This is a genomic window from Rummeliibacillus pycnus (genome assembly GCF_050459865.1).
GTDB lineage: Bacteria > Bacillota > Bacilli > Bacillales_A > Planococcaceae > Rummeliibacillus > Rummeliibacillus pycnus_B.
The window spans coordinates 13417-32409 of record NZ_JBCMNM010000040.1; the positions used below are offsets into that span (position 1 = coordinate 13417).

Sequence of the window (18993 nt, forward strand, 5' to 3'; positions counted from 1 at the left end):
ATCATTAGGATATGAAATTGAAAGATTTTTATAGATGGTAATGAGAAAATAAACGTTTATGTAGGAGTTAAAGTATCAAATAGGGTGAATGGAGTGTTTCAATAATTAGTGGAAACATTTTTTACAAACGGAGCAGGAGGTTATTGGAATAATCAATAAAAATGGGGAAGTGGAATTTCAGGATAAAAATATCTGCTTTCTAAATAGTGGGGAGTGAGGGAATCTACTAGAAGTAATTAAGTTACCAACTTTTTTGATACTATACTTAGTATGTAAAACTAAGAATTTTTCCAAAAAAAAGATGGATTCAGATTAACAAATCTGTCCATCAACAATAATTTGACCCGTTGCATGATCATATTCTACTTCACTCATCGCTCCAAGTTGAATGCCTTCTGGTAATTCTCTTGTTTCTACGACATGTAATTCATTAATGATTGCTAAGTACTGTCCATTTACTAATACTACCTTTGTCATATATATTCATCTCCTTTTGAATGTAAAGTATTTAATCCTAGCTTTGTGAGGGAAGGACCTTAATAATATATTAACACAAATAATCGGAAGATGCAAAATATTCTGATTATTAACGATAGAATTAAAACTATATTATGTACTTTCAATATTTCAAATTAAAAAAGTAGTGCCCTTAACAGGATTCGAACCTGCGACACAGAGTTTAGGAAACTCATGCTCTATCCAACTGAGCTATAAGGGCAAATGTATGTAAAAAAAGAAAGATGTATTTATGTTACACTTCTGACTTTTGAAAAACAAGAAAAAACTAGCTAGCTTTTTTACATTGATAAAATCACTCAACTGGGGGATATTATTTTAGCTAGATAATTTTGAGGGAATTTTGAGGTATATCAAAATAGATCCCACTGGAATATTCCAATGGGATCTAGTGCTAATGCACGAGGTATTCCTCTTTCAATTCTGAAATATCTACTTCGGATCGCTCTTCTAGTGAATGTCTCAAATGAACAGTAGCAGTTCTTTCGTTGAGCAGCTTATCTATCCATACAGAAACACCGTTATAACTTACTTCATATTCTTTAGGTGATGCAACAATTTCTTGTGCACGTTGATATTCCATATGATAACCACCTATCTTTGTTTATTTTTTTTCTTGTTTTTAGCAACTAAGTTTTCTAGCTCAAGTAACTCCTGAGCTGTCTCTTCTTTTGCTTGTTGAGGTGCTATTTTTTCGTTTTTTGGAGTTTGAGGTAATGAGCTTTTATTCTTACTTTTACCTTGTTTATTATCTCTGCCCATAAGATGAATTCTCCTTTCAATTTGAATCATTCTTATTATGGCTTTGAAATGTATTTTTAATCATAAAAAGAAACTATGCATTGTATGCTTAAACTATTATGTATTTTTCATATTAAAAGCACATTTTAAAATTTATAAGTAGGTATTAAAGAATTAAAGAGTGAAAGGAAGGCAATTGAAAATATTTCATAACAAAGTTCAGTATTCATACAATAAACGTCATATGATTAAAAATAAAAATACGGTGATTGGTTAAAATACAATGTGAAGAGTATAGAAGAGGAAGAAAAAATCCTTTTATATTTTTCATAATAGATCAATGAGGAGGATCGCTATGCCAAATGTAAAAGTGAACTGTACTGTATCGAATTGTTTTTTTCATGCAGAAGACAATATTTGTGGAGCCGAGAAAATCGATGTAGAGATGGACTATCGCTCCCAAAATAGGAATACAGAGTTTGCTTCAGAATTTGACGTATATGCTATTTCAGAGGAAGCAAGTCATTCCGCGGATACTTGTTGTAAAACGTTTAAACCTAAAAGTTGATAAGCGTATATAAATCGAATAGCTATGATTGTAGTCAAAATAATTGGTTTTTGTAGCGATCTAAACATTGAAATTAAAGAGGGGCGGTCCATTAGTGGATTAGCCCCTCTTTCGTTGAAAGTATCAACGTTTTTTTATGTAATGCAATAGCAGGCATCGTATGACTAATTAATGACAGAAGCGTGAAAAAAATAAGTAGTTTAAGAAAATAATTTTATTATTTATATAATTTTGTATTTTATCTAGGTATAATGTAATTAAAAAAATAAATACTTTATATAAATTTAGTTATTTGAAAATACAAAATTACTATAAATTGTTAAATACACATTATTTCACCGATATTGACACTCATAGAGGATTTACTGCATTCGGTTTTGGTTAGAATATTTGAATATTTAGATATTTATTCCTTGATAAGTTGAAAGGAGATATATAAATAAGATGGAAATTCTAGATGTTTTAAAAAAATACCGGTGGACCTTAGTATTTTTACTACTATTACTTTCTCTAACACTAGTATTTGATCAGCAATTTTATGGAATCTTTGGAGAAAAAAATTATGTTACTATTCATTTAATGATGGAGATACTTATTATCGTCGCTTCATTTTCAATTGCTATTCAGGCATGGTTGATTGTTCCTTTTGTTTTATCAAATAGACGATTATATATAGGAGCACTTTTTCTATTTTTAGGCATAACAGAAATTATTCATACGTTGTCTTATAAAGGGATGCCATTTTTTATAGAAGACAGTTCTCCATATTCAGCCACATGGTTTTATATCATTGGTCGTTTAACATTACCTGTTGGTTTATTGATTATATACATATTAGAGCCTAAAAAGGTTAGTCCTGCCCGGCGTTGGAGTACATATGGTTTTGCAGTATTATACGTAGTAATTTGGATGTTTTTGGTTTTCTATCCAACGCATTTACTTCCAGCACTATTCATTGATGGTGTAGGTACAACTGTATTAAAGAAGAGCTTACAATGTCTAGCTATACTTTTGCAATTAATATTGGTTGTGTATCTATGGAAAAGTAGAGATTCAAGTCCAATTGAGCGAACAATGATCATACTCGGTTCAATCTTTTTGATTCTCGGTGATATCATGTTTACTACGTATATTAATGTATATGATATTCGAAATTTTATCGGACATATAATTCAATTATTGAGCTATCACTTTTTCTTAAAGGCGCTCTATTATTCATCAGTGGAAGAACCTTTTAAATTGTTAATAGAGACAAAAGCTAAATTGGAAAATTCTAAAGAATCTCTTCATCACACAGCTTATCATGATGAATTGACAGAGTTACCAAATTCACGCTTCTTAAATGAATTATTGACGACAGAACTTCTGAAAAAAGATACAAAAACAGCTATTATGATGATAAAGATAGATCGTCTTAAGGTCATCTATGAATCACTTGGTACAACAATTACAGATGCAATCATCCAAGAAGTTTCACATCGCTTACGTAAATCACTTCCAAATAAAATATTTATCAGTCGATTAAGTGGTGGAGAATTTGCAATCATCCTTCAAGAAGTAACAGAGCAAGAAAAAATAGTTAGAGTTTGTAATCAAATTCATCAGATTATGGAAGAACAATTTCAGATACAACATTTTCAGTTAAAAGTAAAATTAAATATTGGTATTAGTATTTATCCCGATCATGGAAAAAGTATTGAAGAGCTTTTAAAACATGCACAAATTGCAATGCGAAAAGCAAAACAAGAAGTGGAAAGATGTCTGTTTTATCAACCTAAAATGGAACAACATCTTGAAGAGCGTTTATTATTAGAACACGATTTGCACAATGCCCTTAAAAATGGAGAACTTTTTCTTGAGTATCAGCCCCAATTTAATGTAAAAACAGGAAAAATCGACGCTGTAGAAGCTTTAGTTCGATGGGAACATCCAAAAAAAGGGATAATTTCTCCCGCTGCTTTTATACCGATTGCAGAAGAAACAGGTCTAATTGTACCAATAGGTGAGTGGGTATTGGAGACAGCTTGTAAACAAACGAAACAATGGCACGATGAAGGAATGCAAGATCTATGTGTAGCAGTTAATTTATCTATTCGGCAATTTTTCCAACACAATTTAGTGCAAATTGTAAAAGGTATTTTAGAGAAAACAAATCTATCTCCAGCTTTTTTAGAACTTGAAATAACGGAGAGTATGACAATGGATACAAGCCATACAATAAAGACTTTGAAGGATTTAAAGCAATTAGGAGTTAAAATTGCCATTGATGACTTTGGTACAGGCTATTCTTCACTTTCTTATTTAAAAGACTTTCCAATGGACTGTTTGAAAATCGATCGCGCTTTTGTTCAGAATATCCAATCAAATGATCAAGACGCTGTATTGATTTCTATGATTATTTCTTTGGCAAAACATCTTAATCTAAAAATCATAGCTGAGGGAGTAGAAAAAATCGACCAATTTGCATTTCTAGCTGAGTTAAATGTTGATTATATTCAAGGGTATTTATGTGGTAAACCTATATGCTCAGAAGAATTATCGATAAAATTTGAAGAACTACAACAGGAGATATATAGCTATATTTGATGGATAGGATAAAATATTTAATAAAAATAGAGAAGTAAATTTCACAAGAAGGTAGGGGCTGTCCAATAAGTTGAACGGCCCCTCTATTGTTGGAATATTAATAATACATTTTGAATGCGTCGCGAAGAAGAGTTCAAGGCTTTGCCCTCAGAAAGCGCTGACTGTAGCAGAATGTAGAGTAGATGATATGTTTGAATACAGGAACCAGGAATCGTAGACAAACTCAAAAAAATCGAGTTTGTCTACGTCTTTTTCTTTTTCGAAATGTTAGCATTTGCTCAAAAATACTTTTTCACAAAATCATTAGCTGCTAGAGGTTTACTGAAAAAATAACCTTGCATTAAATAACAATCTTGAGCGGCTAAAAATTCTACTTGTTCCATTGTTTCGACGCCTTCAGCAATTACATCAAGTTTTAAATTATGAGCGAGAGTAATGATTGTTTTTGTAATCGCTGCCTCATCTTCTGTCATTTCTTGTACAAAAGATCTATCAATTTTCAATGTAGATATGGGTAAGTTCTTTAAATAACCTAAAGAAGAATAGCCAGTTCCAAAATCATCTATGGCTAGATTAATCCCTAGTCCATTTAATTGTTTCATAGTATTTAACGTTAACTCTGTATTTTTAACAATTAGATTTTCTGTCAGCTCTAGATGTAAATACTCTGGTGAAAGTTCAACTTTGTTTAATACATTTTTGACAATAGAAAATAAATTATTTTGTTCAAACTGACGAACGGATAAGTTTACGGACATACTTTTTAAAGGATAACCTTGATTGTGCCATGATTTTATCTGTTTACAGGCTTCGGTAAGAACCCATTCACCAATCGCTACAATTAATCCTGTATCTTCCGCAATTGGAATAAATTTTTCAGGTGATATCATCCCTTGTTCTGGATGATTCCATCTTACTAAAGCTTCTACGCCCTCCAGTAGTTTCGTTTTATAGTTGATTTGAGGCTGATAGAAGAGAACAAGTTCATCTTGTTCTAGAGCTTTATAAAGATCAATTTCCAACTTAATATGTTCAAATGTTTTGTTATCCATTTTTTTACTAAAGAAATGATAACTATTACCTGTTGTTTCCTTAGATTTGTACATAGCTGTATCTGCATTTTTTAATAAAATTTCAGTTGAATCACCGTGATCAGGGTAAAGACTGATACCAATACTCGTTTTCATATATATTTCGTGGTCTGATAAATTGAAAGGCTTAGAAAAGGAATCAATAATGAGATTCACTAAATGTAAGACATCCTCTTCATTTTGGATATGAGGTAAATAAATAGCAAATTCGTCCCCACCTTGTCGTGATAACATTGCAAAATTTGGTACGCAATTACTTAAACGTTCTGCTACATCACGTAGTAATTGATCTCCAAAACTATGACCAAGCGAATCATTTATGTATTTAAAACGATCTAAATCTAAATACAATACGGCTAATTTCTCTTCGTTTAACTTTGCAGTAGCTATAGCTTGAGTTAATTTCTCTGTTAAAAGTACTCGATTAGGTAAATCTGTTAAATTATCAAAAAAAGCGTGATGCTTAATCTCACTTTCTAAAACTTTTCTTTCTGTTATATCTTTAAATGTAACAACTTGGCCAAGGGTATTACAATCTTCTTTTATGAATGAGACAACAAATTCAACAGGAATAGTAGTATGGTCTTTTCTGTGGAATTTCCCTTCTTTTACATAACTTTTGGAGCTAATATCCAAAATATCTGCTCTTTTTAATTGAGGTTCATGAAAAATCGACCTTACTGATTGTCCAATCAATTCTCCTTCTGATTCATAACCTAACATCTGTGCTCCTGCTGGATTACAGAATGTAATATTACGATTAAGGTCTAACCCGAATATGCCTTCACCAGCAAAGTTCAGAATTAATTCCTTTTCTTGGCTTATTTGCTGTAGTTCTGTTACGACACTTTCAAGCTCCTGATTTTTTAAAGTAATTTCAGATGTTCTTTCTTCGATTATTACCTCTTGCTTTTCCATGTACAGAAGGTTTGCTAAAGTAGCAGCTGCAGAATCGATAATAGACTGAGCTAGCTGTAATTCAGTCTCTGTATAATTAGTCTCCTTTTCTCCTAGGGTGACAACACATATTTGTCCTAAATTCTCACCCATTGATATGATAGGCAGCATTAGTAAACTTTTAAGACCTAAATTACGACAAATCTCGAGATTGGGTCTTGGATCATTATAGACATCCGGAATGAAAATGGCTTTTTTCGTTTCATATACTTCTTGCATGACAGCATCATTGCTTGGGTCCATTTTTGTTAATTGATGTGTTTTAATCCAGTCTTCTTCCTTCACCTCACTATCTTTACTTAAAATTGTTGGTACTATCTTTTTCTCAGCTATTGGATCGAGTAAATGAATGTCTATAGTCTTTGTATTTAAAACTTGAGCTAAGTAGAAAAAACATTTATCAACACTTTCCTGTATAGTAGTACACAATGATAATCCCCGTGTTGCATCAAGTAGTAACTGCTTTTCCTTTATAAGGTGTTCTTTATGAGTTAAATTATTTGAGTTTTGAATAGCAACAGCAGCCATATTTACATAGGCCTCAATGGTTTGGATTTCTCTTTCTGTCAAATTCATAGGAATACCATCATCAAATAGTATTACGAGTCCAAATAACTTATCTTCAAAAGAGATGGGAAGGGCTAATAATGATTGAATGTGATTTTCCTTTACAGCTCTTGAGTCGGGGCGAGAATCCTTTGATGTATCTGGAATATAGATGGCCTTCCTTGTTTCAATTACTTCTTTTACTAGTAAATCTGTTTCTGGATAAATCATATCAAACGTACTGACATTTTTAGAATATCCTTTAAAAGAACCATTTTGTTGAAGTAAATAAATAAAAACAGAATGACATTGAACGATTTCCTCAGATATGGCGATTGTTACCTGATCCAGTACTTCATGTAAATCAAGTTTCGTATGAATCATTTTCGTTATATTCGCAAGACGAGAATATCTTGTTTCTTCATTAGACATCAAGAACTCATTCCTTTTTTGAAAAATATAGTAATATTATAACCCAATATATATATAATCGAATACAGTAAAAGTGATTTTAATAGTTAATAAGTTGTTTATCGCAGGTTAAAAATAATTATTTTATTGTAAAATTATTCCTTATATTAATAGAAGTCTTTACATCTGGTCATTTAAATTCCTAGAAATCACATGATGGAAGATTGTGAACATATATCGGCTGTAGGAGAAAAGCCTCTTATTGGATTGAGATTTAATTTGTAGTATACTTAGGTAGAAAGGCGGGGGTTCATTTTGACTACTTCAAAGGTAGAAAGTAAAAAAGGGATAGTTAAACGTCTAAAAAAAAGTAAGCAATCTACTTTTTCAATTGTAATTTTTGCAACAGTAATGTTTCTGATGATGGGGATAGCTTCAACAGCAGAAGCAAAGACAAAGGTTCAACCAAAGCCAACCTATACAGTAACTACAAAAAGCAAACCACTAGATCCCAAAATGATGAAATTTTCTACATACAATGACTATACGAAAACGTATTACATGTTACGTTCGTATCTCGAACAATTAGAAAAAACAAGTGGCGGTAAACTCATCTTGAAAAAGGGAACATATACAGTGACGAATGCTTTATATGTACCTTCTAATGTCACCATTCAGCTTGAAGATGGTGCGACAATCATAAAAGGAACAGAGACAGGTACTGAAAAGATGCTACCATCTAACTCCATTTTTCAATTTGTCCGTCCATCAAAAGCTCAAAAAGCGCATGTGTATGGAAAGTTTGAAGGAGAAAAAAATATTCAACTCATTGGTAAAGGTTCAGCTACAATCGATTTAAATTATGATTTGAAAACATTAGGAATCGTCATGGGGCACAACCAAAATATCACGATTGATCATATTCAATTTAAAAATATGAATGGTGGTCATTTTATTGAATTGGATGCATCTAATCATGTTGTCATCAAGAATTCTTCCTTTACATCTTCTCTCCATATGGAGGGACATGATAAAGAGGGGATTAATCTGGATACACCAGACCTTTCAACACAAGGATTTACGCATAATTGGAGTAAATATGATAAACAAGCCAATAACGATGTCGTGATCACAAATAATGTATTTGATGGTTTAGATCGAGCTATTGGAACACATAAGTATTCAGAAGGAAGCCTACATAAAAAAGTAGTGATTCGTAATAATACGCTTCAGAATATGCGATCAGATGCCATCCGTGTGATGAATTGGTCTGATCCTACTATCGAAAACAATACATTTGAAAATATTGGAGATAAAAGTAATCCAGACGATACAACTCGAGGCATCTTACTTAGTGGCGTAAGTAAACCAATCATTCAAAAGAACACATTTAATGCCGTACCAAGAGCCATGCAATTCATGGTTTGGGAAAATACTGGTCCAGGTAGTGAATACAACCCGATTTATAATACATTAAGTGATGAAAATAAAAAGACATTACAAAATAACGTCATAACGAGTGGGACAGAAAATTATATTCGGATTAATAACAAGAAGTATGGGGATTATAGTTATCCGGAGAAAATTTATCTTCCTGTGAGTGATCCTGTACTGCAACCATAATTTTATGTTTTACCCGAATTCACAAAACAATCCCACCATGTAAATGTTGGGATTGTCTTGTGTATGGAAATTTAAGCTCGTTTTGACCAAATTTTGTTCAAAAGCTACAATTGAAATGACAATGAAGAAATATCAATGGAGGCAGAGACATTTGAATTTACGAAATCAACTAGTTGTTTATCAACCATACAATGAGCAAGAAGCAAAAGAACGAGAAGTCATGTTGCAATATATCGATACATTTTCCAATATATTAACGAGAGAAAATGAATTTGCCCATTTCACAGCTTCTTCTTGGATTGTAAACCGAAATCATACCAAAGTTTTGATGGCATACCATAATATTTATCAATCATGGGCTTGGATAGGGGGACATGCAGATGGAGACCCTGATCTTCTTCACGTTGCTCTAAAAGAAACAGAAGAAGAAACTGGTTTAAAGAATATCAAACCATTATCGGAAGAAATCTACTCTGTGGAAATTCTAGGTGTAGACGGACATGTCAAAAAGGGTAAGCATGTTGCTACACATATGCATTTAAACGTGACCTATCTGATCGAAGCGGATGAAAACGAAATGACCAAAGTCAAACCTGATGAAAATAGCGCCATTCAATGGATGACATTTGATGAAGCAGTAGAAAAAAGTAGCGAATCAAACATGAGAATTGTTTACAAAAAATTAATTGATAAGTTAAAAGTGTTTGCATAGGATAACAAGGGAAGTACCCATAATAAGTTAGGGCTAAGTTATGTACTAATTTACTCAAGTTAATCAATTTCACTAGACCGCTCGATGGACAAGCATCGACGGTCTTTTTTTGTATTCTGCTGCCCATTCAACATTAATTGTATTTAAACAAGTGGAACTAGAGAAGTTTTAAAGACTTAAATTGCTGTAAGAGCGAATAAAATTTAAAATGGAGCGAATAAATTGGTCGATGGAGCGAATAGATGGCGATAAAGAGCGAGTAAAATCGTGAATGGAGCGAATAAAAGGCGATTAAGAGCGAATAAGTCAGTCAATAGAGCGAATAAATGGTAAGAAGTGTGTTTTCAACATTAATTGTATCTAATCAAGTGGAACTAGAGAAGTTTTAAAGACTTAAAATGTTGTAAGAGCGAATAAAATTTAAAATGGAGCGAATAAATTGGTCGATGGAGCGAATAAATGGCGATAAAGAGCGAATAAAATCGTGAATGGAGCGAATAAGTTGGTCAATAGAGCGAATAAATGGTAAGTAATGTATTTTCTTTTTGATCAGTGCTTTTAGTATAAGAAAAACCCCCTTCAGAATAGCATTCAGAGGGGGAGGGGGCTCCATCAATTACTTATTAAAATCATTTACATAATCTTGCATGGATGGCCATGTCTCACTTGGAAGGATATCTGCAACTAGAATTTCATTTTCTTCAATATGAAGAGTGGTTAAAGTTGGGACTTTTGCTAGAGATTCCATTGATGTCAGATAGTTATTATTTACATAGAGTGTTTGTAAATGTGTTAATGCTTCTACCCCTTCAACTGAGAAAATACTGTTATAAGATAAGTAAAGTGTTTCTAGGTTTTTAGATTCACTAAGTTTACGAATATCTTTTACCATATTGTTAGAAAGATTTAATTCTTTTAGATTAGTTAAATGGGCAATTTCTGAGATATCTTTGATTTTGTTATCGTTTAGATTAAGTGTTTCTAATTTTGATAATTGCCCGATACCTTCTAAGTTTTCGATTTTATTATTCCAAGCATCTAATACTTGTAAGTTCGTCATATTGCGGACGATCATGACATCTTTTAACGTGTTTCCAGACACTTTTAATTCAGTTAAATTGACTAATTTTTCGAGTGAATCAATGGATTGTAGATTGTTGAAACGAATATCTAATTTTTTCAAATTTGTTAGTTTTGAAAGTGGGGATAAATTGTGAATCGCGTTATTGGCAATTGCTAATTCGCTAATATTTGTACAGAATGCGAGTGGCTGAATATTTTCAATATCGAACATCCCAAAGGTTTCTCTTTCATCCGTGTCGCCATTCAAGAATAATGTACCTTTTAAACTTCTTAAATCAGCCACTTTGATATTTTGGGATAAGTTTTTATGGCCTAAGATATCATTTAAGGAATTAAGTAAGTTTTTATCTTGTACATAGACAATTGCTGATTTATCAACTTTATTTACATCTTTGGCGGATACAACTTTGCCATCTTTATAAGAAATCCCATCTTTTGTTCCTGTGTATTTTTTTCCGGTTTTATATTGGATTCCTAAGTAAGCGCCAGTCAACTTCTTACCACTTTTATATTGGTTCCCTTTATAAGCTCCTGTTAACTTCTTGCCACTTTTATATTGGTATCCTTTATAAACCCCTGAATATTTTTTTCCATCCTTATACAAAATTGAATTATAGACTTTGTATCCTTTTACCGTTTTTCCTGTTTTAGCGCAAATGAGCTTACCGCTTTTAACAATGTATAAAGTTTTGGCTGAAGCAGTTGATGCTACATCTGAAAATGGCATAACCGATGCAGCTCCTATCATCCCTGTCATCATTGAAATACAAATTGCTTTATTCATTTTTTTTACCAAAATATCGTCCCCTTTATTTCAAAAATAATGATTATGAACAATATTTTAACATTTTTTTGACATCTTACAAGGGGAGTATGAATCATAATTAAAGATAGTAAATCCACGTGAAATATGTTCAATCCACGAAAACTGCAGTCCAATCCACGAAAACTGAATTGTATTGATGTTGCAGCTGCTTTTAGTCCTCAAAATATTGATAAAGTAATTCGAAAAATTGATAAAGTAATTCGAAAAATTGAAATAAGCATTAATTAGAAAAAGTATTTCATATCGCGATTTTCCTTTCAAAAAATTCCGCAACAATAAGCAGACTTGGCAGAATATCGATTTGATAATCTTAATTAATTTCTTTTCCTTTTCATTGTAATCATACTGGAAGAATTCAATGAATATAGTATAAGAGCTAAAGTGATATGGAGGTAGAAAAGAAGAAGAGTTAACCACGATGCAGGAATCTTCCAGATTACAAATTGAAAGATTATTAAATAGAAGTATTCTTTTCAACTTTTTTTTGAATGTTTTAAGTTGAAATCCCAAGAGCCTGTTTCATGCAAATCGGCCTGGCATTCTATTGCTCTTAAATCTAGTAAAGTTAACTTCCTTCCACTCAAATTGCTATTCATTAAAAAGTATTTGAATTTATTTAAAATCTATAGCTACTAGGATATCTGCTACATTTTTCGTTTATTCGTAGATATTCTAATAATCACAAAGAAAGGGGAAGCATATGTCAGAATTTCATCAACAATCATCAGTCGAAGTCATGGATAGGTTGGATGTGACAAATGAAGGCTTGAATGATTATGACGTCCAAGTACGACAAGAAGAATACGGCTTCAATGAATTAGAGGAAGGAAAAAGGACAAGTACCTTAGCAGTCTTTTTTGGACAGTTCAAAGATTTACTCGTGATTATTTTAATGATTGCCGCTGTTATTTCCTTTCTATTAGGAGAAGTTGAAAGTACGATTGTCATCATGATTGTCGTTATTTTAAACGCAATTCTCGGCACTGTTCAGCATGTGAAGGCAGAACAGTCTTTGGATAATCTAAAAGCTTTGACTTCCCCAGTGGCGAAAGTAATGCGAAATAATCAAATTATAGAGATTCCTTCAGAAGAGATAGTGGTTGGAGATCTTCTCTTTTTGGAAGCAGGAGATTATATCAGTGCTGATGGTAGATTATTAGAAAGCTATAATCTGCAGATAAATGAAAGCTCGCTTACAGGTGAATCGTTAGCTGTCGCAAAAAGTACCGATCCGATTAAAGATGATAATGTAATCATTGCGGATAAAAATAATATGATTTTCACTGGAAGCTTTGTTACGAATGGTCGTGGTGTAGCAATTGTTACAGCTATAGGGATGGAAACAGAAATAGGGAAAATCGCAAATTTACTAGATACTGCGAAAGAGAAAAAAACACCTCTACAAATAAGCCTTGATCAGTTTGGTGAAAAATTAGCTTTAGGAATTACGATCATTTGTTTATTCATTTTCACGATTGATCTAGTGAGGGGACGCGAGTTAGTAGAATCGTTTATGTTTGCTGTTTCGCTTGCAGTTGCAGCCATTCCAGAAGCATTAAGTTCAATTGTGACCATTGTGTTGGCTTTTGGAACACAAAAAATGGCCAAGGAAAATGCGATCATACGAAAACTCTATGCTGTCGAAAGCCTTGGAAGTGTATCCGTTATTTGTTCAGATAAAACAGGGACTTTAACCGAAAATAAAATGAGTGTTCAACACGTATATGTTGATCATAAAGCTATTCCGCATGACCAACTATATAATGAAAATAAAATTCAGAAAAACTTAATCTTAATGGCCCTATTGTGTAATGATGCTGTGACAAGTGATCAGAAAGAAATCGGTGATCCTACTGAAACGGCACTTGTTAAATTAGGGAAGTCATATCAACTTGACGAAATAACCGTTAGAGATCAATATCCGAGAGTGGCAGAAATACCTTTTGATTCAGATAGAAAATTGATGAGTACAGTAAATCGTATCAATCATCAAAATGTAATGATTACAAAAGGTGCATTAGATGTTCTTTTATCCAGAATTGAGAAAATCGAAACATCTAAAGGAATACTGGATATGACAGAGGAACATTGCAAAAAAATTGAAAATGTTAATCGTCATTTTTCGATGAATGGTTTACGAGTACTAGCCATTGCTTATAAAAACATAGGAAAGCAAAAAATCCATGTAGACGACGAAAAAGATCTAATTTTTGTAGGGTTAATCGCGATGATGGACCCCCCAAGAGCAGAGTCAAAAGCAGCGGTTGCAAACTGTATAAAAGCTGGTATTAAACCAGTGATGATTACAGGCGACCATAAAATAACAGCAACTGCCATTGCTAAACAAATTGGTATTTTAGAACATCCTTCAGAAGCCATCGAAGGACATGAAATTGAAGAATTAACGGATGAACAACTACAAGACAAGGTTCAAGATCTATCTGTTTACGCCCGTGTATCACCAGAGCATAAACTACGTATCGTGAAAGCTTGGCAAGAAAAAGGAAATGTCGTTGCTATGACGGGTGACGGTGTTAATGATGGACCTGCTTTAAAACAAGCTGATATCGGTGTGGCGATGGGGATTACGGGTACAGAGGTAGCAAAAGATGCATCTTCTATGGTCTTAACGGATGATAATTTTTCAACAATTGTCAAATCGATTGCGAATGGAAGAAGCCTCTATGCGAATATTAAAAACGCCATTATGTTCTTATTATCAGGAAATGCAGGAGCGATTTTTGTTGTTTTATATGCTACTGTATTTGGTTTACCCGTTCCTTTTGCACCAGTTCATCTATTATTTATAAACCTGCTGACTGATAGTTTACCAGCTATTGCCATAGGTTTGGAACCACATAACAAAAAAATAATGAAGGATAAGCCTAGAGATATTCACAAACCATTATTAAATAAAAAATTTACGACTCAACTCATTCTGGAAGGGCTATTAATTGCCATTTCTACAATCATTGCTTTTCGAATAGGATTGTCGGCAGGTAATACACTAACAGCAACCACTATGGCATTTACAACTCTATGTTTATCAAGATTAATACATGGCTTCAATTCCAGATCAAAAGAATCCATTTTTTCAATTGGTGTATTCTCGAATAAATTTACTTGGCTAGCATTTTTGATAGGGGTCGTGTGCTTACATTCCGTGTTATTTATACCATCACTTTCAGGTGTATTTGAAGTTGCCAACCTAAGTGGACTCCAATTAGGTTATATTTACGTATTATCATTAATGCCGTTTTTAGTTAATCAGTGGTTTAAAGTGTTGTATGTGAGAAGGAGATAATGTGTTTTTTGAGTTAATATAAAGACATGGTAAATGTAGTAATACAGAGAAAGAGCTAGTTTTGATTGTCTTCGTTCAAAACTAGCTCTTTTATTCTATCTTAGTTGTGATCTTGTACAAATTTGTATCGAATTATTCATATAGAATTATAAATTAGTGGATTATTAATATTTAATTATTATTTTATACTATAATTATAGTAGATAAGGAGGAGTTACATATGCATGCATTTTGGCATTTCCCTGCAGCTGCAGGAGGTATGATTAATTCAATCAATAATGCTGGAATTGAAACGTTTCGTGGTAACGAAATTGATTCGCTAACTCGCGAAATTTGTCAAAATTCTTTAGACGCGATCAAAGATGAGACAAAGCCAGTAGTAGTTGAATTTAATCGATTTATGCTTCCATCTAATCAGTTCCCAGCTAAAGGGGAAATTTTAGATATATTAAATCGATGTGAAGATACATGGAAAGGCAAAAATGATAAAACTGAACAATTTATCAGCCAAGCCAAGAAAAGATTAAATGATGTACAAATTTCTTTCTTACGTATTAGCGATTTTAATACAAAAGGATTAGAAGGCGCGGAAACAGGGAAACTTGGTACACCGTGGAGTTCTCTCGTTAAAGAGGCTGGTTCATCCAATAAAGGAGATAGTTCAGGAGGAAGCTTTGGGATTGGGAAATCAGCACCAGTTGCAAACTCCAAACTACGCACTTTATTCTATTCTTCATTGGATCAGGGAAATTATCAATCTCATATTGGTGTTGCAAATTTCATGTCATATAAAGAGAGTGGAAATCTAACAACATTGGGAACAGGGTATTTTACAGACAATCAAAGTTCAACTGCCATCAAGGGTCTTCGCAATTTGGATCCAATATTTTCACGAGATAAATCTGGGACAGATATTTATGTGGCTGGCTTTGAACCGAATGAAGATTGGACACAAGCTGTTACACAATCCATCTTAAAGAACTTTTTCATTACCATTTGGCAAAATAAACTAATCGTAAAAATTGAAGATGAAACCATCTCTAAAGAAAATATCGCTCAACTGATTGAAGAATTAGATGAAAGTGTTGAAGTTTTCAACCATGTGAAAAAATATTTCCAAGTACTAACAGATCCCAATGCTATTCAAGTTTCATATCCTAAAAAAGTGTATAAAACGTTAGGTACATTTGAAGAAGGCGAAGCAACGCTATACATAATGCAAGGCGAGGATTTAAATCGAAAAGTACTGATGACTCGAAAAGCTGGTATGCGATTATTTGAACAAAATCGTATTAGTGGGAGTATTTCATTTACAGGATTGTTGATTATAACTGGTCAGCAAATGAATGCAGCCTTTAAGCAATTAGAAAACCCAGCACATAATGAGTGGCAACCAAGTCGATACGAAACAAATCCTAAAGAAGCTGACAATGCATTCAAAGATTTAAAACGTTTTATCAAAGAAGCAGTACATGAACATTTCCAAAATGAAGTATCAGATTCAATGGATGCAATAGGACTCAGTGATTTCCTTCCAGATACTACACTGTTAGAAGGAAACGGCGCGGATTTGCAGGAGTCTTTGAACGTTAAAATTAAATCTGTGTTTAAAAAGAAAAAACAAAAAGTAAAAAAGAAACCAAAGAATAAGCAAAAAGAGGATCCACAAATCGATGAAATCATTGATATCATCGATGGTGGAAATGAAGGCGGTAGTGGTTTCGATGATGGTACAAAAGGTGGCTCTCAAGGTAAAGGTGGGGGAGCTGGAAATCCAAACGAAGATGTTGGCGGAGGCGGACCAAATGGTGGGGACAATCCTCCTGGAAGCGAAGCAAAAGAAAAAAATAAATTCATCGAAACAACATCAAAGCAACTTTGTTTATCAAAAGATAAAGGATTGTATCGAGTAGTTGTCAAAGCACCAAAAGGTTTTGAAAAAGGACGCCTTGAATTTAGAGCTCTTGGTGAGCAAAGTGAAGTGAAAATCCCTGTCAATCTATTAAAAGGTCAGGGGCTTAGTGACATCATGATTCACAAAAATACGGTTCGATTTAAAAATGAAAGTAAACAAAAACAGCTATCATTTGAAGTTGAAATTGATTATGCAGAGTTCTGTCGTTTGGAGGTAAGTTTATATGAAATTTAGTGAGAACTTCCCGTATCCGGTATTGGCAGAAGGTAACGATGACTACAAAAGTAAAAGTTCTTTTAATACGACGATTGATGTAAAACAATCGTTTGGTCAATTAATTATCGAAATGCAGGCTGTTTTACATGATTCAGCGATTGAAGTGCTAATAGCAAATAATCTTGCGGAATATGCCATGCATGTTGAATGCTCCCAAACGAGCTACCGTAAAGTTTTCAGATCAAAGGATACATCCATATCCGTCAGCATTCCTTCAGAAGAATTGAGAGGTAAAGTCGAACTACATACGTTTATTCTGGCAACTAATACCATTACAAACTATGAAAATCCGAATTTGGACTCATTTTATCAAGGATTTAACGTTCAATTTGAAAGAGGTAACTTATTAGCGCTTGGTGAGGCTGCAGATATTCAAATCTCAGAGGATGATATGGAAGCGCAAAATTTACCTTCAATTATTAATATTCGTCGATTAGAAAAAGGCGATAAGATGACGGTAGATTTAGTAACAGAAAACATCCTAGTGGGCTTACCGAGTGATATGTATCAGATTTATGCAAATAATGCTAATTCACGTTTTAAGGAGACGATTCTTTCACTTGTCTTCTTACCAGTTCTCATAGAGGTTTTTTCGACAATTCGAGAACACGAAGAAGAGTACAGTGAGTACAAATGGTTCCAAGTCATTGAACGAATCTTCGAAGCAAGTCATCATCAATTACACCAAATTAGTGATGGCTCATTATCGGTCATGGAAGCAGCTCAACTTCTACTTCATAACCCATTACAACATGCATTTAAAGAAATTGAAAAATTGAATAGAATGGATGATTAACAGATGAAATTGCAATTCATTTCTGAAGATGCCCTACAAGAGTTGCGCGTAAATTTTGATAACAACTTACCTCATTACTATCAGCTAGATCAGGAGTGGTTTCAAACCTATTTAGATGAACCTTGTCGTTTAATTGAATCTAAAATCGAATTTAATATGCCTCAATTTAATCAAGATGAAGATTATTTAGCAAGCGATGGCAAGAACGTCAAAATAATCTATGAAGCTTTGAAAGATTTAACCGTATCACAAGCAACACAAGAAAGACTTTGGGTAGGACTAGCACATTACCAATTCCGAGACTTCATGTTTTACAGGATTGCAAAAGATGCGAAAGAAAAAAAGAATCAACAAATCAAATCGGGCATGTTTTTTGAATGGGGACATAAACGATCCCTTTTCGTCCACAAATTATCTCGACTTTGGTGGACTGGTTACATGACTTATGACGAAGAAAACATAGACAATCCTTACTGGCTAACAGACTTTTTCTGTGAAGCAGACTACTCAGCTCGTGCAGTCCTTTTCTTCTCAAGTAACTTCAACTCCAACAAAGCAATCCGAAAAGGAATTCTCAAGTCACTTATTCAATTAAAAGAAGAAGGCTTAGAAATTAAACGCGAACACTTTGTCGAAGCATGCCGCTATTTTAATGTTGTGGGTGGTGCTACAATTTTGGATTTACTTACTGAGGAAGAAGTTAAAGAAATGGCACTTGGACGGCTACGTAAGGTTTTTGGCTTAGAAATTGTGGAAATAGGTTGATTTTAGAAGACTGTCCTATTCTTCATTGAATCAAAAAGTTGGGTTTGTCTAAAACCAAGTCTTCTTTGATATATTGAAAGTTTTAAATATCAAGTAGATGTACACTGATTTTCTTTAACGAAGCAACGATTAATTTTTGAATGAAAAAAATGTTATGAATTCTAAATGCATCAGAATAATAACCTCATCATTGTAAGCGGGGAATGGTGGGGTTTTTAATTTGGGTTGAACATTATTCAGGAAATTAATGGGGGCAACAGGATGTTGGTCACGGAGT

The 18993-nt window shown here is 33.3% G+C and carries 13 protein-coding genes and 1 tRNA gene; 8 read left to right on the forward strand and 6 right to left on the reverse strand.

Going from position 1 to position 18993, the window contains the following annotated elements; translation table 11 throughout:
* Positions 1–312 precede the first annotated feature (312 nt).
* From ABE048_RS09950 to ABE048_RS09965, 4 genes are all read right to left on the reverse strand, one after another.
* Entirely contained in the window at positions 313–477 is a 165-nt protein-coding gene (locus ABE048_RS09950; protein ID WP_430311028.1) for a hypothetical protein, read from the reverse strand.
* Positions 478–644: 167 nt separating this feature from the next.
* Positions 645–718 (reverse strand) — tRNA-Arg (locus tag ABE048_RS09955).
* Positions 719–910: 192 nt separating this feature from the next.
* Positions 911–1099, reverse strand: a complete 189-nt coding sequence (locus ABE048_RS09960) for a small, acid-soluble spore protein, H family (RefSeq protein WP_430311030.1) — start codon at positions 1097–1099, stop codon at positions 911–913.
* A gap of 11 nt (positions 1100–1110) precedes the next feature.
* Positions 1111–1278, reverse strand: coding sequence for a YfhD family protein (locus ABE048_RS09965; protein WP_430311031.1), 168 nt, complete (start codon positions 1276–1278; stop codon positions 1111–1113).
* 334 nt (positions 1279–1612) lie between these two features.
* Between ABE048_RS09965 and ABE048_RS09970 the strand changes: the two genes are divergently transcribed.
* Together ABE048_RS09970 and ABE048_RS09975 are read left to right on the forward strand one after the other, a co-directional pair.
* Positions 1613–1825 (forward strand): DUF1540 domain-containing protein, encoded by a 213-nt coding sequence (locus tag ABE048_RS09970; RefSeq protein WP_430311032.1) that lies wholly within the window; start codon positions 1613–1615, stop codon positions 1823–1825.
* 444 nt (positions 1826–2269) lie between these two features.
* Positions 2270–4411: a bifunctional diguanylate cyclase/phosphodiesterase gene (locus tag ABE048_RS09975; protein WP_430311034.1), complete on the forward strand. Its 2142-nt coding sequence runs from the start codon at positions 2270–2272 to the stop codon at positions 4409–4411.
* Between the two features lie 278 nt (positions 4412–4689).
* Here the strand turns inward: ABE048_RS09975 and ABE048_RS09980 are convergent, their stop codons facing one another.
* Complete coding sequence (locus ABE048_RS09980) at positions 4690–7437, reverse strand: bifunctional diguanylate cyclase/phosphodiesterase (RefSeq protein WP_430311036.1); 2748 nt, start codon at positions 7435–7437, stop codon at positions 4690–4692.
* A 294-nt stretch (positions 7438–7731) separates the two neighbouring features.
* Between ABE048_RS09980 and ABE048_RS09985 the strand changes: the two genes are divergently transcribed.
* On the forward strand, positions 7732–9039 hold the full coding sequence (locus ABE048_RS09985; RefSeq protein WP_430311038.1) for a right-handed parallel beta-helix repeat-containing protein: 1308 nt from the start codon (positions 7732–7734) through the stop codon (positions 9037–9039).
* 151 nt (positions 9040–9190) lie between these two features.
* Positions 9191–9751: an NUDIX hydrolase gene (locus ABE048_RS09990; protein WP_430311040.1), complete on the forward strand. Its 561-nt coding sequence runs from the start codon at positions 9191–9193 to the stop codon at positions 9749–9751.
* 616 nt (positions 9752–10367) lie between these two features.
* On the opposite strand, the gene ABE048_RS09995 is transcribed toward ABE048_RS09990, so the two are convergent.
* Positions 10368–11630: a leucine-rich repeat domain-containing protein gene (locus tag ABE048_RS09995; RefSeq protein WP_430311041.1), complete on the reverse strand. Its 1263-nt coding sequence runs from the start codon at positions 11628–11630 to the stop codon at positions 10368–10370.
* A gap of 730 nt (positions 11631–12360) precedes the next feature.
* Here ABE048_RS09995 and ABE048_RS10000 point away from each other — a divergent pair.
* The 4 genes from ABE048_RS10000 to ABE048_RS10015 all read left to right on the forward strand — a co-directional run bounded on the left by ABE048_RS10000 (position 12361) and on the right by ABE048_RS10015 (position 18716).
* Positions 12361–14964, forward strand: a complete 2604-nt coding sequence (locus ABE048_RS10000) for a cation-translocating P-type ATPase (protein WP_430311043.1) — start codon at positions 12361–12363, stop codon at positions 14962–14964.
* A 220-nt stretch (positions 14965–15184) separates the two neighbouring features.
* Entirely contained in the window at positions 15185–17113 is a 1929-nt protein-coding gene (locus ABE048_RS10005) for a hypothetical protein (RefSeq protein WP_430311045.1), read from the forward strand.
* Entirely contained in the window at positions 17103–17951 is an 849-nt protein-coding gene (locus tag ABE048_RS10010) for a hypothetical protein (RefSeq protein ID WP_430311046.1), read from the forward strand. The genes ABE048_RS10005 and ABE048_RS10010 overlap by 11 nt, the downstream gene beginning before the upstream one ends.
* A 3-nt stretch (positions 17952–17954) precedes the next feature.
* Entirely contained in the window at positions 17955–18716 is a 762-nt protein-coding gene (locus tag ABE048_RS10015; RefSeq protein WP_430311047.1) for a DUF6339 family protein, read from the forward strand.
* Positions 18717–18993: the final 277 nt, after the last annotated feature.